Here is a 22,552-nt window from a genome sequence, read left to right as displayed (position 1 = left end):
ATTCATTGGTTGTGAAAGGTGCAGGGCGGGGCAGGCCGTCGGTCCCGGCAGGCCCAACTTAATCCGCCAGAACATAAGCCATCGGCGTGCGCAGCATCACATTTAGTCCGCTGTCGTTACGGACGATATGAAATATGCGAACATTCTGGTTCAGGTTGAAATGCGCCCAGGCCCCACCTGCGACAGACAGATATGATAAAACCAGTACCGCAAAACGTATTGCAAATCGCATTATGTCATCCTTGCTTCTGCGCGTTCAGGACGGTCAAGCCATCCAGATGCCATTGGTCGCCATGTCGCGACACGTTCATCAAACCGCGAAACAGCACGGATTGCTGATGCAGATGTCCCCAATGGCCGCCGCTGACCCGTGCTGTCCAATTCGCGATAATCTGGTGCGAGTTTCTGTCTTCGCCGGACGACAGCCCCTCAATCCGCAGATCGACGATCTTGTCGGTCTTCGCCAAAGCCCCCGAGGGTAGGCTTACGGATAGGCCTCGACGCAGCTCATCGCGAATTTGATCGCGATTGTCGGGTGTGACAAACGGCTCTAACGCCGCTTCCACACCTTTTATATCGGGTTCCAGCATCGCGACGCTCAGGTTGCCAAGCAGTCCCTGAACAACTTGGTGAGTGGTTACTTCATCCGGTGCAGCGGCGGTCATCATTGGCAGGGCATTGCGGATTGGAATGGTCAGCAGCGCCGCTGTCGTGAAGGCTCCAAGCATCACGGCAAAAACGGTTCTTCGACTGGTGTTCGTGCGCAGTGCGAGTCCCGCGCAAATGAGGGCCGCCAAGCCAAACCCGATCGAAAGCATCGGGAGGGAGACCAAACCGGCGGACTTTACGACAACGGGTTGCGTTATGGGGTTTTCCCAAGACGTCAGATGATTGTTCCAAACCACGGTCGGGTCCGATTTGTAGATTTGCGAGGGTACGGCCCCAGCAGGGTCGCTTAGGGTGACCGGAATAATATCGGTCCCGTCGGGGAAAAGTTGCCATGTCATATCTACGCGATCGGCCAGCGTAGCGTTTGGATAGGACAATACAGCGCCCATCAACATGGTTGTCCGTTGCGCCTCGGCCTCGTCGGGTAATACGCGCAACCCGTCCGCACCGACCGCGATCCGCGAGACCTGAACGTCGCGGGGCGATACGTTTGTACCGTTGATTGACAGGGGGTTGTGCTGTTCAAAAAAGGATGCAGCTTCCGACTTCACCCGCGCCACCTGATCCGGTGAAAGGCGTTCCGCCGGACCCAAATTCAGGTCTGCCCATGCTTCAAAGTCCTTCAGCCGAAAGATTATTTCATGGCGAACTTCCCGGGGCTCCATCGACAGGAACGACATGAGAGGGGACTTGTGATGGCGCGTCAGATTCGGGTTTTCAAACGTGGTAAACCAGGGGTCTTCCCAGTTGGGCAGCATTGTTTCCGGGCGGGACAGGTATCGGTAATCGGTTACGGGCACCCCGAGATGTTCGGCGACCATACCAATTGAGGCTAAAGGAATGCCGTTTTCATTTAGTGGCGGCGTAAACGTGATCTGTGTCGGCTGGCCTTGGAATTGGAATTCCATTTCAACAAATACAACGTCTTCGCTTCGGGGCCGCGGAGCTATCACTTTGCTAGCGGCGGTCAGTCTGGGTGTTCTGCGGCGAACATCTATCGACCGGACCACTGGGGTCAGAGTTTTGCCATCTGCCGCCACACCAAAGGTTCGCCCCGTCCGGGCCGCCAACGCGCGCCCTGTTCCATCATCGGGCGCAACAAAAAACGGATAGTCGCCAAGGTCTATTTCCAGCGCGACGCGAACGCGGCCGTCTTCGACCAACAGCTCTGCAAAATTGGGAGCGGTCTCGCCGCCATAAGGGGATACGAGGTCTGCGGCACTATCCTTGGGCCTGATCAACACGCAGGCCAAAAACAATGCCCAAAAACACCAGTTCACCGACCGTGCGAGCGTCTTAGAAACGAAAAGTGATAGCCGCATAAAGACCGTTTTTACTGACGTCATAATCAAACTCTCCGTCAGGCTGATCTGTCGAAAAGTCGATGACATAGAACTGATACCCAAAGCGCAGTGATGTGTTCTCCCAACTTTTCCAGTCAAACCCGGCCAGAACGAGGTATCGCTGATCATCCCCGTTCAGGCCGAAACTGATCAGTTCACCTCGGGCCGCGAAGTTCCACCTTTCATTTATGTCTGACACGCGGCGAATGGCAACCATCGGTTCAGCCCAATGTCCTACCCGACCCGGTTCCGGCGATGTCGAATTACTGCTCATCTCCGGGGTAGGGGAACGTTTGCCCCAACACTTCTGACGCTTCTTCGTAGATTGGGCGGAGCACATCATCCACATCGTCGATCCCGTCCAGAGTGAACTGTGAAAACGTCATGACCTCTTGTGGTACGCCTGCTTTTTCCGAGAAATCGATACGGTCTTGCATATCGGGCGCCTGTGCGGGTGCGGCCAGTGGCGGCGCCCATGTGTGTTCTTCTGTGACCGCCATGCGGACTGAGATGTCATCCTTGGTGACGTTCCAGACCATGAAATCGTCTGCAAGGGTCAGTGGTCCGTCATAAGTGGAGCGTATTCTTTCATAGACACCGTTGGCCGTGTCGAAGTCATTGAAAAAGTGATAGGCGACGGCCATGCGGGGTTTTATGTCGCTCATGACTTTTCCAAAGGCTTCTGGGGCCGTGTGAACCTGTGTTCCCACCAGAAGGGCGGATTCGGGTGTAAATTTCATTTTAGTGACCAATTCCGGCACCGCAATAAAACACTCATGGATCGCTAGATCGGCATTTTGCGCGTGTTCCTTGAACCATTTGTTAGGATACGTGTCAGAGCTAAAAACAAATTTCAGACCGTTCCATTCCAATGCATAGCTAACTGACCCATCAATGGCGTGAATTGCCGGAAAGGAACGGATGGTAACACCGTTGCTTTCATAAACAATCTGGTTCTCACCGGTGTAGTCAAACTCGTTTATCTCGAGGTTATAGCCCCGGAAATCTGTGTTTCCCGCCCTTGCTGCAAGGTCCCATGTCAGCATCCTGCGCATGTTCTCCAACGCATATGCCGTGCCGAGTTCCTCCACTGGGCCGCTTGGCCCCCACACGCGCAATGGCACGTTTCGCCCCATCAATGCACCGCCGATAAAGAGGTCATGCAAGGCCCCGAAATGGTCAGTGTGGAGGTGCCCGACAAAGACCTTGTCCAAATAGTTGTAGGGGATTTGCAATGATGAAATTCGTTCCGCTGAACCTGATCCGATGTCGAACAGGAACTTGTCGCCGTTTCCCAATTCAACAAGGAAACACGCCGCAGCCTGTGCTGCACGCGTGGTTGGCATCCCGGTGCCGCAGGCGATGACCCGCATCTCGTCTTCAGCCAGATCTTCGGTGTTCGGGTAATAAACGTCACGGGGGCGGTCGCGCACCATTGTTGGCGAAACCTCCTGGGTTTATTGTGCATAGGCGGCATTTGGTACGAACAAAGCCTCTATGGTGTTGGTGAAGGTCTGGGGCGCTATAGCCCACGCGCCAAAGACCAGCCCGATCGAAAAGTGTTTGCCGAGATGTGAAAAACGTGTGCGCCGTGACATGGATTTCCCCTTTGTGATCAAATGACAATGCAATTCGGATCGCAGACCAGTTAGGCTTACCTGCGGGGTGTACCCTTTTAATTCTGCACCGTGATGGCACTTCGCGTAAGTGACTCACGGTGAAAATCCGGGTGACTCACGTCGAATTAATTGCAAGTATCTGAATGTGATGGCCGCTTCAGATGGAATCTCAGAACAAGACAAGCGCCGTGCGCTTGCCAATGTGTTGGACGATACGCATTTCGATGGCGCGGATAGGTTGCGTTCTTTTCTAAACTATGTGGTTGAGGAAGAGATCGCAGGTCGGGGGGCCGATATTCGCGGAAAGACGGTCGCGCAGGATGTCTATGACCGCGACACGTCAGAAGGCATAGACCCGGAAAACGTCGTCCGCGTAGACGCACGGCGACTTCGGCAGCTTTTGGAACTGTATTACGAGGGCGTTGGTAAGTTTGACCCCGTTCGATTGCACATCGACACAGGAGGGTATCGCCCACGATTTGAGCCTGCGACGAAGAGTATTCAGCCCGAACCCCGTAAGTCAGAAAAAATATTTTGGTTGCCACTTACGACGTTCTCCGCAGGTGTGTTTTTGGGCGCGGTCTTGGCGGTCAGCTTTTTGCCTGTAACGTCGGAGCGGGGTTCCGGTTCAAAGCCTGATAATGTTGCGGTGGGAAAGCCCGACTTGCTGCGTAACGCCGCGATTTATGAAAAGTCTCCGTCTGCTTTGCAGGCCTACAACCTTGCGCAACAGGCGCGCGTGATGACTTTCCCGATTTTTGATTTGCAAAGACAGATACTGGTCCTTTCGGTGTTTGAACGGGTCATCGAAATGGATGCAACCTATTTCGGAGGGTACGCAGGAGCGGCACAGACTCTGGCGACGCTGTCCATCCTGACCCCTGAGTTGCAGGAGAAATCTGACTACGCGACGGCTGCTATGGATTTCGCAAACGAAGCGATGCAACTGGCGCCCGAGCATGGGTGGAGCCAGTCGGCAAAAAGCTGGGCTTATTTTGCCAATGGGGATTATGAGACGGCTTTGACGCTTGGGCGGCGTGCATCCCAGCTTGACCCGGCAGACGGCGCCATTCTGGATTTTCTGGGTGCTGTTGCCCTGTTTTCGGGTGACTTCGAAGAAGCTGTCGAAATTGCGGATCGTCTGTCTTTGCTGGAGTCCAGCAATCAACGGTTTGCCAATCGCAACATCTCTGGAGCGGCACATTTTCATCTAGGTGAATTTGAAACGACGATTGCAAGGTTTGAAGAGGCGAAGGAGCTGGGCGACCCTCTCAGCGCGCCGTCATTGGCTTATGTGACCGCTTCGTTAGCGGCTTTGGGACGCAAGCCAGAGGCGCGCGCGAAACTGGCAGAGCTGGAGCTTGCCTGGCCGGAAGTGCCGGTCGATGCGATGTTGAAAAGTATCTACAGGAATGACGCACATGCAGCGGCGGTTATTGATAGGCTGGTCGCATTAGGGTGGACTGGACCGTCGCAAGAAACAGCGGCGTCGCAATAAAGGCCCGCCAATTATCAAGGGTCAAAGTCTTCGGTAAACTAGGTCGCTTTCCTGCGCGTTTGGTTCCTGATGCAAAATCTCAGTGACTTTCGCGTGAAGTGGCGATTTCCTGCATATGGGATCCGTTGCTCCGGCGTCGCCAGCCAATGCAAGGGCTTGACACCGACAGCCGCCAAAATCCAGATCTTTTCGGTCGCAGCTCTGACAAGGTTCGGGCATCCAATCTGTTCCGCGATAGGCGTTGAAGGCTTGGCTTTTGTACCAGATATCTTCAAGCCCGGTGTCGCGGACGTTTTCAAACCTGAGATGGGTCAGTGTCTGGGCTGCGTGGCAGGGCAGTACCGTACCGTTGGGCGTAATGTTCAAACCGGTTGATCCCCACCCACCCATGCACGCCTTGGGAAAATCGGAATAGTAATCTGGCGGGACGAAATCAAAGGCCAGAACCCCCTGTAACCGACGGGCGGCCTGGGCCACTGTTTCCTTCACAGCCTGGGTCTGTTCCCGAGTCGGCAGCAGGGCGGCGCGGTTCTGCAGCGCCCAGCCGTGAAACTGGACACAGGCAACTTCGAGCCGTCGCGCGCCAAGTTCGACGGCCATTTCAATGGTTCGGTCCAGATCATCCAGATTCTTCCGGTGCATTACCGCGTTCAGCGTGAGCGGAATGCCCCTTTCCCGGATGTCTTTGGCAACGCTCATTTTGCGATCGAACCCACCGCGATACCCGCCGATAAAATCTGCAAGGTTGGCGTTTGTGCCCTGAAGCGACAATTGGATGTGATCCAGTCCTGCGGCTTCCAGATTGTCCAGACGCTTGGGTGTCAATCCAATGCCTGATGTGATCAGGTTAGTATAAAGTCCAAGCCCAGCCGAGTGTTCCGTAAGTTCTTCGAGGTCGCGGCGCGAAGCAGGCTCTCCGCCGGACAGATGCACTTGCAAAACACCAAGGTCGCGCGCTTGTCCCAGGACCTCTTTCCACGTTTCCGTGTCCAGTTCGGTCTCTTTACGCTCCAACTCGACCGGGTTGCTGCAATAGGGACAACTAAGCGGACAGCGATGTGTCAGCTCTGCAAGCAGGGCTATTGGCGCAGATGGGGTCATTCCTTCACCATTACGTAAAGCCGGCCGCGCAAGGCTTGCAGAAATCGCTGGACATCAGGTTCTACCTGTTCGGCTGGCGCGTTGTAGGTGGTGGCCAAATCCTGAACCAAGTCTTCAAGTCTGGTCATGCCGTCGATCCGTGACAGGATCGCAACTCCGATATCGTCCAGCTCGATTACTTTTTCGGGCGCCATCAAAACGGTTCGGTTGCGTTTCTCGTCGCGTTGTACGCGGACCCCGCGGGGCAGGTAAGGACGGTCGGTTTTGCGCAGCGCCAGGGTCATGCCATGCCTTCTCCGGGCTTCCATGCGCCGGGAGGGACCGCGCCCGGCGTGACATAAGCTGACCACAACGCGTCTAACTGGGCCCAAAGCACGTTGGTTTTGAATATCAGCGCGTCGCAGGCCATATCCTCTTTTTCGGCTGTATCCGCATGATCCAACACCCAGTTGAGGCCAAAGGCCACGTCTTTGGGTGCCTGAGTCAGGCGCTTACGGAAATAAGACAGGCTATCCGCGTTTGCGAAATCATAGTGAGCTAACAGTCCTTCGATCCGTTGCTCGTGGATTTTGGGCGCAAACAACTCGGTCAGAGATGACGCGACGGCCTGAAGCATCGGGCGTTCACGAACATAATGGACATAGGCATCGACAGCGAACTGAGTTGCGGGCAGCACTCCACGGCCCGATGCAACGTAGTCGGGGTCCAGCCCCACGGCTTCGGCCAGTTTCAACCAACGTCGGATGCCGCCACCTTCTTCAACGCCGCCGTCATGATCTTCGATGCGCGAGCGCCATTCACGGCGAATGTCCGGGTCCGCGCAACGCGACATGAAAGCTGCGTCTTTCAAAGGGATTGCGGCTTGATATGCCCAGCGATTGATCACCCAGGCGCGCACTTGATCCGGTGAACACTGCCCGCTGTGAAGACGGTGATGAAAGGGGTGTTTGTCGTGATACCGTTCTTGTCCGATCTGCCGCAGACGGGCTTCCAAGGTCTCTCGGCTCATATTGCGATCTCCTGCCCATCAAACGCGATTGACCAGCCAGCCTTTTCAACGGCAGCGCGCTCGGGGCTGTTTGGTTGCAACATCGGGTTTGTATTATTGATATGGATGAACGTCTTGGCAGCCGTTACTCCGGCCAGTTGCGCGATCGACCCCTCAGGCCCGTTGACCGAGATATGACCCATACGCCGACCTGTTTTCACCCCGGTGCTCGTACGGATCATCTCGTCGTCTTCATACAATGTTCCGTCAAAGAAGAGCTGATCCGCGTCACGAAGCTGATCCAGCAGCTTTGGCGTTACCCGTGCGCAGCCGGGAATGTAATAAGCCACTCTGGTACCAGTCGAAAGGCGCACTCCAACGGTTTGTTCGCCCATCAGGTTGGTGTCTACGGCCTCGCCTTCCATGAACAAGGGAACCTTTCCCGGAACAGCGAACAACCGTGCCTGCAGACCATCCTGTAGGGCAAAGTCTTTGTCCAAGGCGATGCGGGAACGTGTTACTTTTTCTCGGTTCACGGCGTCAAAAATTTTGTTTGCTGCCAGAACATCAAGAATATCTCCGGTGGCAAACAGCGAAAACGGTGTCTGCTCGCGCAGGCTGAGAAGGCCCGCAATGTGGTCGATGTCCCCATTCGTCAGCAGAACCGACGCAACAGGTGTGTCGCGAATTGATCGGGGATGCAGTTGAGGATTGTCCAGCATCTGCTGCCGGATGTCTGGTGAAGCGTTCAGAATGCTCCAGTTTTCACCGTCAGGTGACACAGCCAATGAAGACTGACCCGATGGAGGGATAACCCCGCTACGTGCGTCCCGGCAATTCCGGCAGCCGCAATTCCATTGCGGCAGTCCGCCACCAGCAGAAGCCCCAAGAACCAAAAATCGCACCTCGGGCCTCCGCTGAGCTTAAGTGATTAGAACAGGTCGCGCTCGTGCTCGCGGCCTTCGTCCTCGGACGGAGAATACATATTGATCTCCATGCCGCAATTCACTTCCTTCAGTTTAGGCGTGCTCCAGGTCATTGATTCCTCCACAGCTGGGTGACTACAGCAAAAAACCTACAACCGGCACCTTATCGGGAAAATGCTGCTTTGGTCGTAAGACTGTAATCTCATTGTCTGATCCATTACGCGCATCGTCAATGGCCCGAGATAGGCAAACTGCGTTTTAGGACTTTCGTCGAATGTCCTGCGTGTGATGGGAAATATAGTGTTCAGCCCATGCGCACGCTGGTTGCAATGATTATCCTGCTATTCGGCAGCCTGATGGCTGAAGCTGAACCGCTGCCGCGGGAAAAACTCGAGGACTTTATTCGTGCGCCGTTTTCCCTTGGGGACGCCCTGAACGACAAAGGGGTCTATGCGCTCCTGAATTCGGGCGGTATCGAGGCCGGATTTGTTTTTGAAACTGAGCCCTTAGCGCCCTTGCCGGGTTTTTCCGGAGCGCCGATCAACATGTTGGTTGTATTGGACCTGGAAGGGCGGTTCATGGACGTCCAACTGATTGAGCATAATGAACCGATCTTTGTCTCAGGTTTGGGACAAGCGCCCTTTCACAAGTTCTTTGAGCAGTATGGGGGACATTCGATCTCGGACTCAATCGTAGTCGGCACACAGTACGGCGACGCCGCATCGGGATCACAGCTTGTTTACCTCGACGGCGTTACCAAGGCCACTGCCAGTGTCCGCATCGCGCATGAATCGGTCATGGGCGCTGCTCTTGCGGTGGCGCGGGAAAAGATGCAGGGCTTGGCGACGTCACCGCCCGCCTTCCCGAACCCGGATCATGACGAAAACCTGACTTGGGATGACTTGATCGCCACCGGGATCGCAACCCACAAAACGCTGTCAAATTCCGAAGTGGACGCACTTTTTGCTGGCACTTTGTGGGAAGATGACGACCCCGAGGCACGGGATTACCCGGATGAGCCGTATCTCGACCTGTGGATCGTGGACTTGGGGCCTAAATCAATTGCCCGTGCTGCGCTTTCGACCGGCAGTTTCGAAGAACTGCAGGGTTTTATGGAGATTTCGGACAATGATGAGCCGATCCTTCTGATCGAAACCGCCCGACACGGCCTTGTTAGTGATGAATTCGTTCGAAACACAGCGCCTGATTGGATTTCAGCCGAACAGGATGGATTGCCAGTGGCCCTGCGCGATGCCGACCTGCTTGTTGAACTGGCAGATGGCGCGCCAGATGGCACTGCCATGATCCTGCGGACAGACCGGCGATTGGGTTTTGATCCTTCGCGGGACTGGATTCTAAAGGTATTGGCCGTGCGGGAACATGGCATGTTCCAGCCGGAAACCGGGTCGGTAACACTCGAAATCTCACACTCAACCCCTGATCGCTTCTTTTCCCGACCCGTTCAGATCAAACCTGCACCCCCGTGGTTGGAAGCTCTGAGAAGCCGCCAATCCGACATGATTATCCTGTCGGTATTTTTGGTTGGGCTGGTGTCCGTGCTTGGATTCCGAATGAATTCACTTGCCGCCCAGCCAATGTTCACTCCGTACCGCCTTGGCATTCTGGCTGTTGTCGTTGGATTTGTCGGGTGGTGGGGTCAGGGGCAATTGTCAATCGTGACGGTTCTCGGCACCCTTCGCGCCGCACTCGAGGGAGGCAGCTTTGCGTTTCTTCTCTATGATCCCTTTTCGCTCCTGATTTGGGCGGTTTCGATTGTTGGTCTTGTCGCGTGGGGCAGGGGGCTGTTTTGCGGCTGGCTCTGCCCATTTGGCGCGCTGCAGGAATTTGCGCACCATGTAGGAAGGGCTTTGCGGATTCCGCAAATAGAACCGTCCGACAAATGGGACCAGCGTTTGAAATGGTTGAAATACGTGGTGCTCGCGGGTCTTGTCGTTGTCGTTTTTACGATCCCCGATCAGATCGACAAAGCCGCCGAGGTGGAACCTTTCAAAACCGCTATCACCACTTTCTTCGTGCGCGAATGGTACTATGCCGTTTATGCCGCCTTCTGGCTTTTCCTGGGCATGGTCATGTTCAAAGGGTTTTGCCGCTATGTCTGCCCGTTGGGCGCGTTTTTGGCAATCGGAGGGCTTATACGCGGACGCGATTGGATCGACCGCAAGGCTGAATGTGGTTCGCCATGCCAACTTTGCCGGGTAAAGTGTAAATATGGTGCAATCAAAAAGACTGGGGAAATCCAGTACAATGAATGCTTCCAATGTTTGGACTGCGTCGCAATTCACGACGACCGTCAGCGTTGCGTCCCATTGATCATTGCCGCCCGCCGTCAGGAACGAAAGGTTGCTGCCAAGTGATGAAACGCCGCCGTTTTCTAGCAATCTCTGCCGCTGCAATTGCCGCCCCCGCTGGCGCTCAGACAACGACCTGGCGCGGATACGCTTTGGGTGCCGAAGTCAGCCTGACCTTTGAGGGAGACCCCACCACTGCCGCCGCAGCCATAGAAAAAGTGACCGCGTTGCTGCAAGATTGTGAGGACCAATTCAGCCTGTATCGCCCCAGTTCAGCCTTGTCGCAGTTGAACAGCCAAGGCAGCCTGCGCAACCCATCACCGCAATTTCTTCAGCTACTTCTGGCCTGCCAAGAGGCGTACATTTTGACAGGTGGCCAATTTGATCCAACGGTTCAACCGTTGTGGGAAGCATTGGCCAAGGGCAGAGATCTTGACGCGGCAAAAGGCTTAATTGGCTGGGACCGTGTGAAGATTTCTCCAGACAGAATTATTCTTGGCCGTGGTCAGAAATTGACACTGAACGGCATCGCGCAGGGCTATGCGACAGATATGGTTGCCGGTGTCCTCAAACAGTCAGGCTGGACCAAAGTTCTGGTCAATGTCGGAGAGTTTCACGCCGGTGGTAAGGTATGGACTTTGGGTATTTCCGACCCTCGTCATGGCATCGTTCAGACTGTCCAACTGAAGGACAGAGCGATCGCAACATCCAGCCCGCAAGCGATGAGGTTGAGCGCAGAGCACACCCATATTCTTGATCCCAGAAATCACGGCGCGCCGGTGTGGTCGACGGTCAGCGTTGAAGCTTCGAATGCAACAACCGCCGATGCACTGTCCACAGCGTTTTGTTACCTGAGTGTGGATGAAATCGAACGGACACTTGCGAAAACAAACGGATACCCGTCCGCCTATTGCGTGCTTCCTGACGGTAGGGTCAGATATTTGACCGTGTAACCAAGGCCCTTTGTTTCCGGGCCTTGGTTTATTGGTGTGTTACGAGCAGGCATTGATTGCGCGTTTAGTCATGACGCTGACGAGGTGGGCGCGGTAGTCCTTGCTGCCGTGCAGGTCGCCGATCATGTTTGCGGGGTTGATGCTCAGGCCGGTCAGGGCGTCGGGGCGGAACTCGGTGTTGAGCGCTTGTTCAGCCTCGGACCAACGGAACACGCCATCCTCGCTGGCGCCGGTGACAGCCACGCGCACGCCATCTGCGAACCGCGCCAGATAGACGCCGACCAACGCAAAGCGCGACGCAGGTTGCAGGAACTTCTGATAGCTCGCGGCCTGCGGCACGGGAAAGCGGATCTGGGTGATGATCTCGCCCTCGTCCAACGCCGTTGTGAACATGCCCTGAAAAAAGTCATCCGCCGCGATCTGCCGCGCGTTGGTCACAATGGTCGCGCCCGATCCCAGCACGCCCGCCGGATAACAGGCCGCCGGATCATTGTTGGCCACCGAGCCACCAATGGTGCCGCGATTGCGCACCGCCGGATCACCGATTTGCCCGGCCAAAGCCGCCAGCCCAGGATAGGACCCCGCCGCCTCGCGCGCCACCACCGCATGGGGCGTGGCCCCGCCGATCGAGACCGAGCCGTCATCCTCGACGCACACGCCCTGCATCTCGGCAATCCCACCCAGCGATACCAGCGCCGAAGGGGCCGCCAACCGCTGCTTCAGCGTCGGGATCAGCGTCTGCCCCCCGCCCAACGCCTGTGCGTCCTCGGCCCCCAACGCGGCAACCGCATCGGCAATGGTCGAAGGCTTCTCAAACTCGAAACTGTACATTTCGCATTTCCTTTCCGAAGAACACGGATCCGTTCTTCATCTGGCTATAAATATCCCGGGGAGCGCGAGGGGCTGGCCCCTCGCACCCCAACCTCTCAACTGTTCATCGCCGCCCAGACGCGCGACGGGCTCACCGGCATGTCGATGTGATCGACAGCCTTGCCACCCGAATGCATCGCATCCAGAACCGCATTGACCACAGCGGGGGGCGAGCCGATGGCCCCGGCCTCACCACAGCCCTTCACACCCAGCGGGTTATGCGTACACGGCGTCTGGCTGGAATGATCCACGCCATAGAAAGGCACGTCATCGGCCCGCGGCATGGCGTAGTCCATATAGGACGCACTCAGCAGTTGACCGTTCTCGTCATAGGCGCAGTTCTCCAGCAGCGCCTGACCGATGCCCTGACCGATACCGCCATGCACCTGGCCATCCACGATCATCGGGTTGACGATGTTGCCAAAGTCATCGGCCGCGGTGAACGCCTCGATGGTGACCTTGCCGGTCTCAGGGTCCAGCTCGACCTCGCAGGCATAGGCGCCCGAGGGGAAGGTAAAGTTGGCCGGGTCGTAAAACGCGGTCTCCTCCAGCCCCGGCTCGACTTCCAGCGGGTAGTTATGCGGCACATAAGCCGTCAGGGTCACATCGCCCCAGGCCACCGACTTGTCGGTGCCCGCGACGCTGAACTGACCGTCCTTCAGCTCGATATCCGCCTCGGAGGCCTCGAGCAGGTGGGCTGCGATCTTCTTGGCCTTGTCGATCACCTTCTCGGTGGCCTTGACCATGGCCGAGCCACAGACCGCGAGGCTGCGCGAGCCATAGGTGCCCATGCCGAACGGGATCTTGGACGTATCGCCATGCACGATCTCGACCATCGACTCGTCGATGCCGATCATGTCGGCCACAATCTGCGGGAAGGCGGTCTCATGCCCTTGCCCATGGCTGTGCGCGCCCACCATGACACTGATCGAGCCGGTGGCATTCACCCGCACGGTGGCGGCATCATACAGACCCGCACGCGCGCCCAGCATCCCCACGATGTTCGAGGGCGCAATGCCGCACGCCTCAATATAGCAGTTGATGCCCAGGCCCCGCAGCTTGCCCCTGGCTTCGCTTTCCGCACGCCGCGCGGCAAAGCCCGCCAGATCGGCGGCAGCCTCAAGCTTGTCCATGGTCCCGTTATAGTCCCCGGTGTCATAGGTCAGCGCGACCGGCGTGTCATAGGGGAACTGGGTGATGAAGTTCTGACGCCGCAGGGCAATCGGGTCGACCCCCAGCTCGCGCGCGGCCTTGTCGATCACGCGCTCCAGTTGGTACGTCGCCTCGGGCCGGCCCGCGCCGCGATAGGCATCCACCGGAACCGTGTTGGTGAAGGTCGCCTTGACGTTCACCTGAATGACCGGCGTGGTGTAATTGCCCGCCGCCAGCGTGCCATGCAGCCATGTGGGTACCGAGCTGGCAAAGGTCGACAGATAAGCCCCCATATTGGCCAGCGTATTGGTGCGCAGCCCGACAAAGTTGTTCTCCGCATCCAGCGCCAGTTCGATCGTGGTCACGTGATCGCGGCCATGGGCATCGGACATGAACGCCTCGGACCGGCTGGCCGACCATTTGACGGGCCGGTTGCAGGCCTTGGCGGCAAAGGTCACAAATGCCTCTTCCGCATAGTGGAAGATCTTGGTGCCAAAGCCACCGCCCACATCCGGGGCCACCACGCGCACCTTATGCTCGGGCAGGCCCAACACAAAGGCACACATCAGCAGCCGGATCACATGCGGGTTCTGCGAGGTGGTATAGAGCGTATAATCCTCGGTCCCGCGGCTGTATTCCGCCACCGCCACGCGCGGCTCCATCGGGTTGGCAACCAGACGGTTGTTCACCAGATCCAGCGTGGTCACATGGGCCGCATTGGCGAACACCTCGTTGACCTTGGCATCGTCGGTCTCGCCCAACTGCCAGTCATAGCAGACATTGTTCTTCAGATCGTCATGGACCAGCGTCGCGCCATCCTGCACCGCCGCCTTCATGTCGATCACGGCAGGCAGTTCCTCGAGGTCGACGTCAATCGCCTCGGCCGCATCGCGGGCCTGGGCCAGGCTGTCGGCCACCACGGCGGCGATGGGATCGCCCACATGGCGCACCTTGCCCTGTGCCAGAATGGGATGCGCCGGTTCCTGCATGGGTGCGCCGTGCTTGTCGGTCACTTCCCAGCCGCAGGGGATGCCGCCCACCCCTTCGAAATCCTTGCCGGTAAACACCTTGACCACACCCGGCATGGCCTCGGCCGCCGAGGTGTCGATGCTGTTGATCTTACCATGCGCGATATCCGAGCGCAGAAAATACACATAGGCCTGTCCGGCCACGTTGATGTCGTCGGTGTAATTGCCTGCTCCGGTCAGAAAGCGCACGTCCTCGCGCCGCTTGGAACTGGCTCCGATGCCACTGTCTTTGGGCATTGCTTGTTCTCCTCCCTCGGGCCGCTTATTCGGCGGCGATGTTGCTCACGTCCTGACCAGATGCGGCCATGATCGCCTTGACGATGTTATGATAGCCCGTGCACCGGCACAGGTTGCCCTCCAAGTAATGCCGGATCTCTCCTTCCGTCGGGCGCGGGTTCTCTTTCAGCAAAGCCGCCGCGCTCATCACCATCCCCGGCGTGCAAAAGCCGCACTGAAGACCGTGATGATCCTGAAACGCCTGCTGAATCACGTTCAACGACCCATCCGCATTGGCCTGACCCTCAATCGTGCCAACATCGGCTCCATCCGCCTCCAAAGCCAACATGTTGCACGACTTCACAGCCTGACCATCCACATGCACAACACACGCACCACATTGCGCCGTGTCACACCCAACATGCGTACCAGTCAAAGACAAATGCTCGCGCAAAAAACCAGACAACAACGTCCGACCCTCAACCTCACCGCTCACAGCTACGCCATTCACAGTCATCGAAATCTTCATCAGATTTTCCTCCCTGTAATACTCAGCTCAACCACCGATCAGGCGCTTGAGCCATCCTTTCTTCTCTTCGGTTTGCGCGTCAGCTTGAGCAGGCTCAGGCGTGGCCGCGGGTTGCGGCGCAGCGTCTGCTGTTTCGAGCTGAGGCTCTTCTTCAACCACATTCTGGAAGTTCTCAAAGAACTGGTCGGCCATTTTCTTGGCCACGCCGTCGATGACCCGCCCACCTAACTGGGCAAGCTTTCCACCCACACGCGCATCGACATTGTAAGACAGCAACGTGCCTTCCGGCACGTCGGACAGAGTGACGTCTGCGGCGCCCTTGGCAAAACCGGCGGCCCCTCCTTTGCCTTCACCCGACAACTTGACGCTTTCCTGATTGACCATGTCAGACAGGGTCACTTCACCCTTGAAAGTCGCCTTTACCGGGCCGACTTTCTGTACCACCGTAGCGGCAAAGCCATCCTCTGCCGTTCCCGACATTTCTTTGCAGCCGGGGACACATTCTTTCAGAACATCGGCTGACAACAAAGATTCCCAGACCTTGGAACGTGGTGCCGCGATGACGCGACTGTCATGAAGTTCCATGTCATTCCCTCCAGTATTTTTCGTTAAGTTAAGCGGTGATCCACTTGGTGCCTATAAGACCTTGGGTGTAGTCACCGAAGTTTCGGTGGCGAATGCGTCAGGCCGTGCGCCGCAAAAATCTGCTTGATCCGGCCATCCTGAAGCGCCGCATAAATCGCGTCATCCACTGCGTAGCTGAGACCGCGATAAGCGAAGTGAACTGCCACGCCGCTGGTCCAGGTGCTGACCGCAAAGCCGGGCAGGGGCGGGGTGTGAACATCCAATTCGGGTGTCAAACCAGCCTCAAGCTGGGCGCGTGGTCCCATGGCCGCCATGGTTTCGCCTGCTGCCAATGCCTCCATCGCAAGACCTGCTGTTGGAAAGCGGCGCACATTCTGCGCAAGCTGACCGCCCGGAAAGGCCGATAGAAAGAAATCGGCAATCGAGTCATTTTCGACCGCGACTGTGTCAAAACGGAAATAGGCAGGGACCGGCGGGTCATCAGGATACGCATCCTTGCGATAGGCGATGGCTATTTCTTCGTCGTGATACTGACCGGTGAACACAACCTGTTCCACGCGGCAGGCAAATTCGCTGTCGTAAGGAATGTGCAGCATCACATTAGCCACGCGCCCGTTGATCAGGGGACCTTTCCAGATCCAGTTGCGTAGATCGGCCTCAAGGTTTTCCCCGGCGGCGACTAGATTGAACCTGGCCTCGACCCCCAAGTCATCGGCAATCAGTTTGCCGATATCAATATCAACGCCCTGTATCTGGCCGTCTTTCTCAAAGGACCAAGGCGCAAAGTCTTCGTAAGCTGCGAACTCGATATATCCGCGCTCGACAATCGTATCGAGATCGGCCCCGACAATGTCCCGGCTTGCATTCTGAGGTTTAGGTTGGGGCACATGATCTTCACACCTGGCCGATACCGTTCCGGCGGAAAGGGTTGCGGCCAACAGGGAGAAAACGAAAAGGTGTTTGATCATGTGCCCACTTTGCTGCGCTATTGCGCGGCAGACAATCCGATAGTCAATTGTTCGGCAGCTTCGGCAAAATCCGGGTTTTCGCCCGAGATCAGAACCGCAGCCCGCAAAGCGACGCTGTCAGCGACCGGAGCACCCGAACCCGTTTCGATCGTTTCAGCGATCTCATTGAGTTCGGACTTCAACGCCTCTGCGTCGCCTTCTCCGCCACCTGCCATATTGGTGAGAGTGTCGCGGATTTCCTTCAGGCGCTCGGCGTGATCTTCCAGCGCGCCGTCGTCGGGGCGAGTTTCAATATAAGTCCGTATGGCCCAGGCTGCTTTCTGCCCCAGTAGTTCACCGAACGCGGGCATCTTTGTGATCCCGTTTTGGGTGTAACCGTCGCGGAAGCGTTCGACGTACCATTCGTCACCGTATTCTTCGGCCTCCAGATAGCGCAGATCAGGGGCCAGACCGCCGGAAACCACTCCAAGACCGTGACAGCGCGCACAGTTCTGATTGTATCCGGAATCACCGATTGCGATCGCCGCTTGCCACACCTCTTCTCCCTTGTCGCGGTAAGGGTTTTCGATCAGCCATTCGTCACCCACCTCGGGCAGGGCGTCGGTGTTGACGGGTTGCGGGGCGACATCGCCATGAGCCAGTGCCATGCCCCCAGCGGCGACGGCGCCCAGAACGGCACTAAAGAAAACTAGACGCATCCTATCCTCCTTTACGATGCTTTTCCCGGTCATAGCGCAGCGGGAATCAGCGGGAAATTCGACCTTGGTTGCAGATCAGGCCAATGTTGCGACTAAGGTCCAATGGTACCGAGGCAAATCGGCGTTTTTTATTTGAACTGCCTGGGAGGAGGCATGGTAATGAAGACTTGTCTGAGTGTTGTCGCGGCATTGATAATGTTGCCGGGCGCGGTTTTGGCCGAGATTGCAATCTCAGTTACTTACCTGCAGCTTCAAGTTCCGCGCCCGCCGGTTTTGTCAAACCTCGACCCGCTGCCTGACGATCTGGGTATGGCCGGTGCTGAACTGGGCTTGGCTGACAATCTGACAACAGCGAAGTTTCTCGGCCATAAGTATGAACTTACAGTCGTGGCCGTGCCTGAAGGCGAAGACTGGCTGGGTGCCGCGCGGACTGCACTGAATGAAACACCTTTTGTGATTCTGGATGCGCCTGCGCAGGCGCAAATGGACGTCGCGGATTTGCCCGAAGCGTCATCGGCCATATTATTCAACGCTTCTGCACCGGATGTGTTGATCAGAGAGGAGGAGTGCCGCGCAAATCTATTGCACACGCTGCCTTCTGACGTGATGCGAACCGATGCATTGGCGCAATTTCTGGTAAAGCGCCGATGGGACGATCTGGCTTTGATTACAGGTGAACATCCTGGTGATCTGGACTTTGCGGCCGCTTTAAAGCGATCATTGCAGAAGTTCCGCCTTGAGCTGAAGGCGGAAAAAACGTGGGCTTTTGATGCCGACCTTCGGCGTAATGCGTCGCAAGAAGTGCCCCTGTTTACGCAGGATTTCGGTGATTATGACGTATTGCTGGTTGCCGATGAGCTGAACGATTTTGGCCGTTATATTCCGTTTAACACGTGGGAACCCAGACCAGTTGCTGGTTCCGAAGGGCTGAAGCCAGTGACGTGGTCACGCGTGGTCGAGCAATGGGGCGCGGTCCAGATGCAGAACAGATTTGTTGATCAATCGGGACGGTCAATGATGCCCAAGGACTATGCCGCATGGGCGGCGTTCCGGTCCCTGGGAGAGGCGATAACGCGTACCAACTCGACTGATCCCGCTGTTTTGCGGTCATATTTGTTGTCGGATGACTTTGAATTGGCGGGTTTCAAGGGACGCCCGATGAACTTTCGGGCATGGAATGGTCAGTTGCGCCAACCCATCCCCCTGGTGACGGATCGCGCCGTGGTTGCAATGGCGCCGCTCGAGGGGTTCCTTCACCAGCGCACCGAACTAGACACGCTGGGAATCGATCAGGGCGAAAGCCAGTGCCAGGCGTTTAAGGAGTAAATTCTATGAGACTGACTGCAATTGCCGCCGCACTAACCATCTGCACCCCTGTTGCAGCGGATGAGATCTGGATCAGCAACGAGAAGGACGACACGCTCAGTGTTATTGATATCGACACGCTTGAGGTAATTCGCACCATCGAAACCGGAGAGCGTCCGCGGGGGATTACGTTCTCCAAGGATTTTTCGGTTTTGTACATCTGCGCCTCTGACAGTGATGCAGTACAGGTCATGGATCCGGAAACCGGTGAAATATTGCACGACCTGCCCTCGGGTGAGGACCCGGAACAGTTTGTACTGCATCCGAACGACCGTCATCTTTACATCGCAAACGAAGATGACGCGATTACAACGGTTGTCGATACGGAATCCCGTGAGGTCATTGCACAGATTGATGTAGGGATTGAGCCCGAAGGAATGGCAGTGTCACCGGACGGGAAGATCGCAATTACCACCTCGGAAACGACCAATATGGCCCATTGGATTGACACCGAAACGCAGGAGCTTTTCGCCAATACTCTGGTTGATTCACGCCCCCGCCACGCGGAATTCGTCAAGGACGGAACCGAGCTGTGGGTGAGTTCAGAGATTGGCGGCACTATCACCGTGTTTGACGTCGAAACCCAAACCGAAAAAGCCAAGATCAAATTCGAGGTTGAAGGTGTCCACCCGGACCGCGTTCAACCCGTGGGGTTTGAATTGTCCGAAGGTGATGAAACGGCTTTTGTCGCGCTGGGGCCGTCAAACCATGTCGCGGCTGTTAATGCCGAAACTTATGAAGTCGAGGATTACATCCTTGTCGGCCGCCGTGTCTGGCACATGGACTTCAATGCCGACAAGTCGCTGCTGTTCACAACGAATGGTGTGTCAGGGGATGTAACAGTGATCGATGTCGCCAAGCGCGAGCCTGTCAAAACGATCAAGGTTGGTCGGTTCCCCTGGGGCGCTGCTTTCCGCCCAACCAACTGAACAATTGTAGGAGAAATTGAAATGAAGCGACTGGTACATGTGGCAGCCCTGCTTGCTTTGGCGTTGCCGACAACAGCCTTGGCCGACGATGAAGATGACGATAACGGCTTTGGTCTTGCCGGTTTGCTTTCGGCAAAGAACAAGGAAGACCTGCCACCAATTATCTTGTCGGCCGGGGAACCTTTGGCAGACGCCCCTTGGGAGCTGAAATCAGGCACCTATTACGAGTTTGAAATTCAAGGCGACGGCAGTCAGGAACTGGCTATTGTCGGGCCCGAGTTCTTTAGGGCAATCTGGGTCGACGAAATCGTGGTCGAGGGGCTTGAGATCCGACCGTTTGGTGTTGATTCAATCGAGTTTGACGAAGCCGGTGAGATGGAAATAGGTTTTGTCGCTATCAAACCTGGCAGCTACTATCTGAAAGTGCCGGGCAGCACCGGCGAAACACAGAGGTTGGAGATTACCATTAAGTGACGGGGCTTTCGGTCCGAAATGTCAGCTACGCCTATGGCGAAAAGCACGCTTTGGATGATGTGAGCTTTCACGTTCCCCTAGGCGCGTTTTGTGCGTTACTGGGGCCAAACGGTGCTGGGAAATCAACCTTGTTTTCCCTTTTGACGCGTTTGATGACCACAAGTGGCGGGATGATCGAGATTGCGGGTTTCGACATTTCGAAACACCCGCGTCAAGCTTTGGCTCAGGTTGGTGTAGTCTTTCAGCAGCCCACTCTGGATTTGGATCTGACCGTCCGCCGAAACCTCAGCTATTTTGCGGCTCTTCATGGGTTATCAGGCCGAGAAGCCGAAAGCCGTATCGAAGCCGCGTTAGAGCGACTGGACATGGCAGAACGCATTGGGGAACGTGCGCGCGATCTTAACGGGGGGCACCGCCGAAGGCTGGAAATCGCCCGGTGCCTGATCCATTCGCCATCCGTTTTGTTGTTGGACGAGCCAACTGTCGGGTTGGATGCTGCCGCCCGAACCGCGATCACCAAACACGTTCATGACCTGTCCGCGCAGGAAGGCATGACCGTATTATGGGCCACGCATCTGACAGATGAGATTTCCACGGATGATCAGGTCGCCATCCTTCACAAAGGACGCCTTTTGCAACAGGGTTCAAGCCAAGAAATTACGAATGGCGCGCCTTTGAAGGACGTTTTCTTGTCGATGACTGGGGCCGTGGCATGAAGGCTGGCTTGATCGCACTTTGGGCAATCCTGTTGCGCGAGGCCTTGCGTTTTGTTCGACAGCGCAGCCGGTTCATCGCAGCATTGATACGCCCATTGGTCTGGCTGATTGTTTTTGCCGCCGGGTTTCGCGCGGCTTTGGGGCTTTCGATCACGCCGCCGTATCAGACCTACATCACCTACGAGATTTACATCGTGCCGGGCTTGTGCGGGATGATCCTGCTGTTCAACGGGATGCAAAGCTCTCTGAGTCTTGTTTACGACCGCGAAATGGGTTCGATGCGTTTGCTTTTGACCAGCCCGTTGCCGCGATGGTGGTTGTTGTTCTGCCGGTTGCTTGCCAGCACGACGATTTCGATCTTGCAGGTCTATACTTTTCTGGCGGTGGCCGCGATCTATGGAATCGACATGCCGTGGAATGGATACATCTATGCCTTTCCGGCTTTGATTGTCGGAGGGCTGATGCTGGGTGCCCTTGGGTTGGCCCTATCTTCGGCAATCCGGCAGCTTGAGAATTTTGCGGGGGTGATGAACTTTGTCATCTTTCCGATGTTTTTCCTGTCTTCCGCTCTCTATCCGCTATGGAAAATGGCTGAAAGTTCAGCTTTGCTTAGGGATATCTGTGCCCTCAACCCTTTCACCCATGCCGTTGAACTGATCAGATTTGCGCTTTATGGACAATTCAATGCCACCGCATTTGCCTGGACTGTACTTGCTGGGCTTGTGTTTCTGGGTCTGGCGCTGTGGGGCTATGACCCATCTCGCGGAATGAAGCGCAAGGCTGGCTGACGTTTTCTACGACCACAACACAAGTGAAATGACCTTTGGGATGCGCTATAATGCCCGGCAATCGGAGGGTTCTGTCATGATCCGTATCGCAATTGCTTTGCTGTTTCTGGGCGCGGCCGCCTCGGCCCAGACGGTCGAGGATGAGTTCGGCACGCTAAACCCGCAGGACACGGGCTTTGGTCGGGTCATGAGCAATATTGACAATGGCGTCACCGATATGACGACCTGCGCAACCGGCTATTACATCACCAAATCCGGCCGTCACGAGATGGCGCGCAAGCTGTTCGAAAGCTGCGCTAATGCCGGGTATACCAGCGCGATGACTTGGATGGGGCAGTTGCACAATAACGGGCTGGGTGGTCCTTACGACCCGGACGCTGCGGCAGCTTGGGACAAACGAGCCGCTGACTTGGGCGATCCCGTTGGCAAGTTCAACTACGGGCTGAATCTTTTGCGGGGTCACGGTGTCGCAAAAAACCCCGAATTGGGCCGCGCTTACGTGGATGAGGCTGCGGAAGACGGTTTGAAAATAGCGAAGCGCCTTCAGAATTCGGGCTATGATCCGAACGAAGTTACCCCCGACGCAGACGAGTGGAAATACGCACCGCTATTCTAAGTATGTTTTTGTTTAATATATTGAATTTAAAGAAAACACAGAAATGTAACCCCGGAGAGGCCTGATTCAAGCTTTTCCAGATAGACATTTGCCCCATGAGAAAAGTTTTGAGCCTGTTGAAATCCACAAAACGCGCCCTACGACCATTGTGCAATTTCACCAAAGCGCCTGCCCGAGAATAATACCTTCGCCAGCAATCCCGATTTGTCGGA

At 56.2% G+C, this 22,552-nt stretch carries 25 protein-coding genes; 9 read left to right on the top strand and 16 right to left on the bottom strand.

Going from position 1 to position 22,552, the window contains the following annotated elements; genetic code table 11:
• Positions 1-58 precede the first annotated feature (58 nt).
• The 5 genes from ACT2B1_RS19410 to ACT2B1_RS19390 are packed head-to-tail and all read right to left on the bottom strand — an operon-like array spanning position 59 to position 3,610.
• Entirely contained in the window at positions 59-232 is a 174-nt protein-coding gene (locus ACT2B1_RS19410) for a hypothetical protein (protein WP_481669192.1), read from the bottom strand.
• Between the two features lie 4 nt (positions 233-236).
• Complete coding sequence (locus tag ACT2B1_RS19405) at positions 237-2,015, bottom strand: hypothetical protein (RefSeq protein WP_481669191.1); 1,779 nt, start codon at positions 2,013-2,015, stop codon at positions 237-239.
• Complete coding sequence (locus ACT2B1_RS19400; RefSeq protein WP_171124988.1) at positions 1,966-2,229, bottom strand: hypothetical protein; 264 nt, start codon at positions 2,227-2,229, stop codon at positions 1,966-1,968. The genes ACT2B1_RS19405 and ACT2B1_RS19400 overlap by 50 nt, the downstream gene beginning before the upstream one ends.
• 46 nt (positions 2,230-2,275) lie before the next feature.
• A complete protein-coding gene (gene gntH, locus ACT2B1_RS19395) occupies positions 2,276-3,448 on the bottom strand; it encodes a guanitoxin biosynthesis MBL fold metallo-hydrolase GntH (RefSeq protein WP_481669190.1) in 1,173 nt (390 codons plus the stop codon).
• Between the two features lie 21 nt (positions 3,449-3,469).
• Complete coding sequence (locus tag ACT2B1_RS19390; RefSeq protein WP_481669189.1) at positions 3,470-3,610, bottom strand: hypothetical protein; 141 nt, start codon at positions 3,608-3,610, stop codon at positions 3,470-3,472.
• Between the two features lie 169 nt (positions 3,611-3,779).
• Between ACT2B1_RS19390 and ACT2B1_RS19385 the strand changes: the two genes are divergently transcribed.
• Positions 3,780-5,129 carry a tetratricopeptide repeat protein gene (locus ACT2B1_RS19385; protein WP_171124984.1) on the top strand — a complete coding sequence of 450 codons (1,350 nt, stop codon included), beginning with the start codon at positions 3,780-3,782 and terminating at the stop codon, positions 5,127-5,129.
• A 21-nt stretch (positions 5,130-5,150) separates the two neighbouring features.
• On the opposite strand, the gene pqqE is transcribed toward ACT2B1_RS19385, so the two are convergent.
• From pqqE to pqqA, 5 genes are read right to left on the bottom strand one after another with little or no spacing between them, the layout of a single operon-like run.
• Complete coding sequence (gene pqqE / locus ACT2B1_RS19380) at positions 5,151-6,230, bottom strand: pyrroloquinoline quinone biosynthesis protein PqqE (RefSeq protein WP_171123179.1); 1,080 nt, start codon at positions 6,228-6,230, stop codon at positions 5,151-5,153.
• Positions 6,227-6,514: a pyrroloquinoline quinone biosynthesis peptide chaperone PqqD gene (gene pqqD / locus ACT2B1_RS19375; RefSeq protein ID WP_171123177.1), complete on the bottom strand. Its 288-nt coding sequence runs from the start codon at positions 6,512-6,514 to the stop codon at positions 6,227-6,229. The genes pqqE and pqqD overlap by 4 nt, the downstream gene beginning before the upstream one ends.
• Positions 6,511-7,239 (bottom strand): pyrroloquinoline-quinone synthase PqqC, encoded by a 729-nt coding sequence (gene pqqC, locus ACT2B1_RS19370; protein WP_171123175.1) that lies wholly within the window; start codon positions 7,237-7,239, stop codon positions 6,511-6,513. The genes pqqD and pqqC overlap by 4 nt, the downstream gene beginning before the upstream one ends.
• Positions 7,236-8,123, bottom strand: coding sequence for a pyrroloquinoline quinone biosynthesis protein PqqB (pqqB, locus tag ACT2B1_RS19365; RefSeq protein WP_171124980.1), 888 nt, complete (start codon positions 8,121-8,123; stop codon positions 7,236-7,238). The genes pqqC and pqqB overlap by 4 nt, the downstream gene beginning before the upstream one ends.
• Before the next feature lie 26 nt (positions 8,124-8,149).
• Positions 8,150-8,257 carry a pyrroloquinoline quinone precursor peptide PqqA gene (pqqA, locus tag ACT2B1_RS19360; protein ID WP_170537497.1) on the bottom strand — a complete coding sequence of 36 codons (108 nt, stop codon included), beginning with the start codon at positions 8,255-8,257 and terminating at the stop codon, positions 8,150-8,152.
• Between the two features lie 198 nt (positions 8,258-8,455).
• On the opposite strand from pqqA, the gene ACT2B1_RS19355 reads away from it, so the two are divergent.
• The gene (locus tag ACT2B1_RS19355; protein ID WP_481669188.1) at positions 8,456-10,519 is read left to right on the top strand and encodes a 4Fe-4S binding protein; all 2,064 of its coding nucleotides are present in this window, start codon (positions 8,456-8,458) and stop codon (positions 10,517-10,519) included.
• Positions 10,519-11,406, top strand: a complete 888-nt coding sequence (locus ACT2B1_RS19350) for an FAD:protein FMN transferase (RefSeq protein WP_481669187.1) — start codon at positions 10,519-10,521, stop codon at positions 11,404-11,406. The genes ACT2B1_RS19355 and ACT2B1_RS19350 overlap by 1 nt, the downstream gene beginning before the upstream one ends.
• Before the next feature lie 39 nt (positions 11,407-11,445).
• Here ACT2B1_RS19350 and ACT2B1_RS19345 read toward each other — a convergent pair whose 3' ends face one another.
• The 6 genes from ACT2B1_RS19345 to pedF all read right to left on the bottom strand — a co-directional run bounded on the left by ACT2B1_RS19345 (position 11,446) and on the right by pedF (position 17,452).
• Positions 11,446-12,237, bottom strand: a complete 792-nt coding sequence (locus ACT2B1_RS19345; protein ID WP_171121282.1) for an FAD binding domain-containing protein — start codon at positions 12,235-12,237, stop codon at positions 11,446-11,448.
• 95 nt (positions 12,238-12,332) lie between these two features.
• Positions 12,333-14,693 carry a xanthine dehydrogenase family protein molybdopterin-binding subunit gene (locus ACT2B1_RS19340; RefSeq protein WP_171121281.1) on the bottom strand — a complete coding sequence of 787 codons (2,361 nt, stop codon included), beginning with the start codon at positions 14,691-14,693 and terminating at the stop codon, positions 12,333-12,335.
• 25 nt (positions 14,694-14,718) lie between these two features.
• The gene (locus ACT2B1_RS19335) at positions 14,719-15,204 is read right to left on the bottom strand and encodes a (2Fe-2S)-binding protein (RefSeq protein ID WP_481669257.1); all 486 of its coding nucleotides are present in this window, start codon (positions 15,202-15,204) and stop codon (positions 14,719-14,721) included.
• Positions 15,205-15,228: 24 nt separating this feature from the next.
• Positions 15,229-15,786: an SRPBCC family protein gene (locus ACT2B1_RS19330; RefSeq protein ID WP_171125740.1), complete on the bottom strand. Its 558-nt coding sequence runs from the start codon at positions 15,784-15,786 to the stop codon at positions 15,229-15,231.
• A gap of 71 nt (positions 15,787-15,857) precedes the next feature.
• Positions 15,858-16,754 carry a substrate-binding periplasmic protein gene (locus ACT2B1_RS19325; RefSeq protein WP_171241343.1) on the bottom strand — a complete coding sequence of 299 codons (897 nt, stop codon included), beginning with the start codon at positions 16,752-16,754 and terminating at the stop codon, positions 15,858-15,860.
• A gap of 17 nt (positions 16,755-16,771) precedes the next feature.
• Entirely contained in the window at positions 16,772-17,452 is a 681-nt protein-coding gene (gene pedF, locus ACT2B1_RS19320) for a cytochrome c-550 PedF (protein ID WP_171241342.1), read from the bottom strand.
• A gap of 159 nt (positions 17,453-17,611) precedes the next feature.
• Between pedF and ACT2B1_RS19315 the strand changes: the two genes are divergently transcribed.
• The 6 genes from ACT2B1_RS19315 (at position 17,612) to ACT2B1_RS19290 (ending at position 22,340) form a co-directional block, all read left to right on the top strand.
• A complete protein-coding gene (locus ACT2B1_RS19315; protein WP_481669186.1) occupies positions 17,612-18,778 on the top strand; it encodes an ABC transporter substrate-binding protein in 1,167 nt (388 codons plus the stop codon).
• Positions 18,779-18,783: 5 nt separating this feature from the next.
• Positions 18,784-19,746: a YVTN family beta-propeller repeat protein gene (locus ACT2B1_RS19310; protein WP_171125734.1), complete on the top strand. Its 963-nt coding sequence runs from the start codon at positions 18,784-18,786 to the stop codon at positions 19,744-19,746.
• Positions 19,747-19,767: 21 nt separating this feature from the next.
• Positions 19,768-20,220: a cupredoxin domain-containing protein gene (locus tag ACT2B1_RS19305; protein WP_481669185.1), complete on the top strand. Its 453-nt coding sequence runs from the start codon at positions 19,768-19,770 to the stop codon at positions 20,218-20,220.
• Positions 20,217-20,936, top strand: coding sequence for an ABC transporter ATP-binding protein (locus ACT2B1_RS19300; protein ID WP_171125731.1), 720 nt, complete (start codon positions 20,217-20,219; stop codon positions 20,934-20,936). The genes ACT2B1_RS19305 and ACT2B1_RS19300 overlap by 4 nt, the downstream gene beginning before the upstream one ends.
• Positions 20,933-21,724, top strand: coding sequence for an ABC transporter permease (locus ACT2B1_RS19295; protein ID WP_171125728.1), 792 nt, complete (start codon positions 20,933-20,935; stop codon positions 21,722-21,724). Before ACT2B1_RS19300 ends, ACT2B1_RS19295 begins: the two co-directional genes overlap by 4 nt.
• A gap of 76 nt (positions 21,725-21,800) precedes the next feature.
• Complete coding sequence (locus ACT2B1_RS19290) at positions 21,801-22,340, top strand: SEL1-like repeat protein (RefSeq protein ID WP_481669184.1); 540 nt, start codon at positions 21,801-21,803, stop codon at positions 22,338-22,340.
• Positions 22,341-22,552: the final 212 nt, after the last annotated feature.

This window comes from Ruegeria sp. S263 (assembly GCF_056780525.1).
Note: the sequence above shows the minus strand (reverse complement) of the source record. Positions and strands in the feature narration are given on the sequence as shown.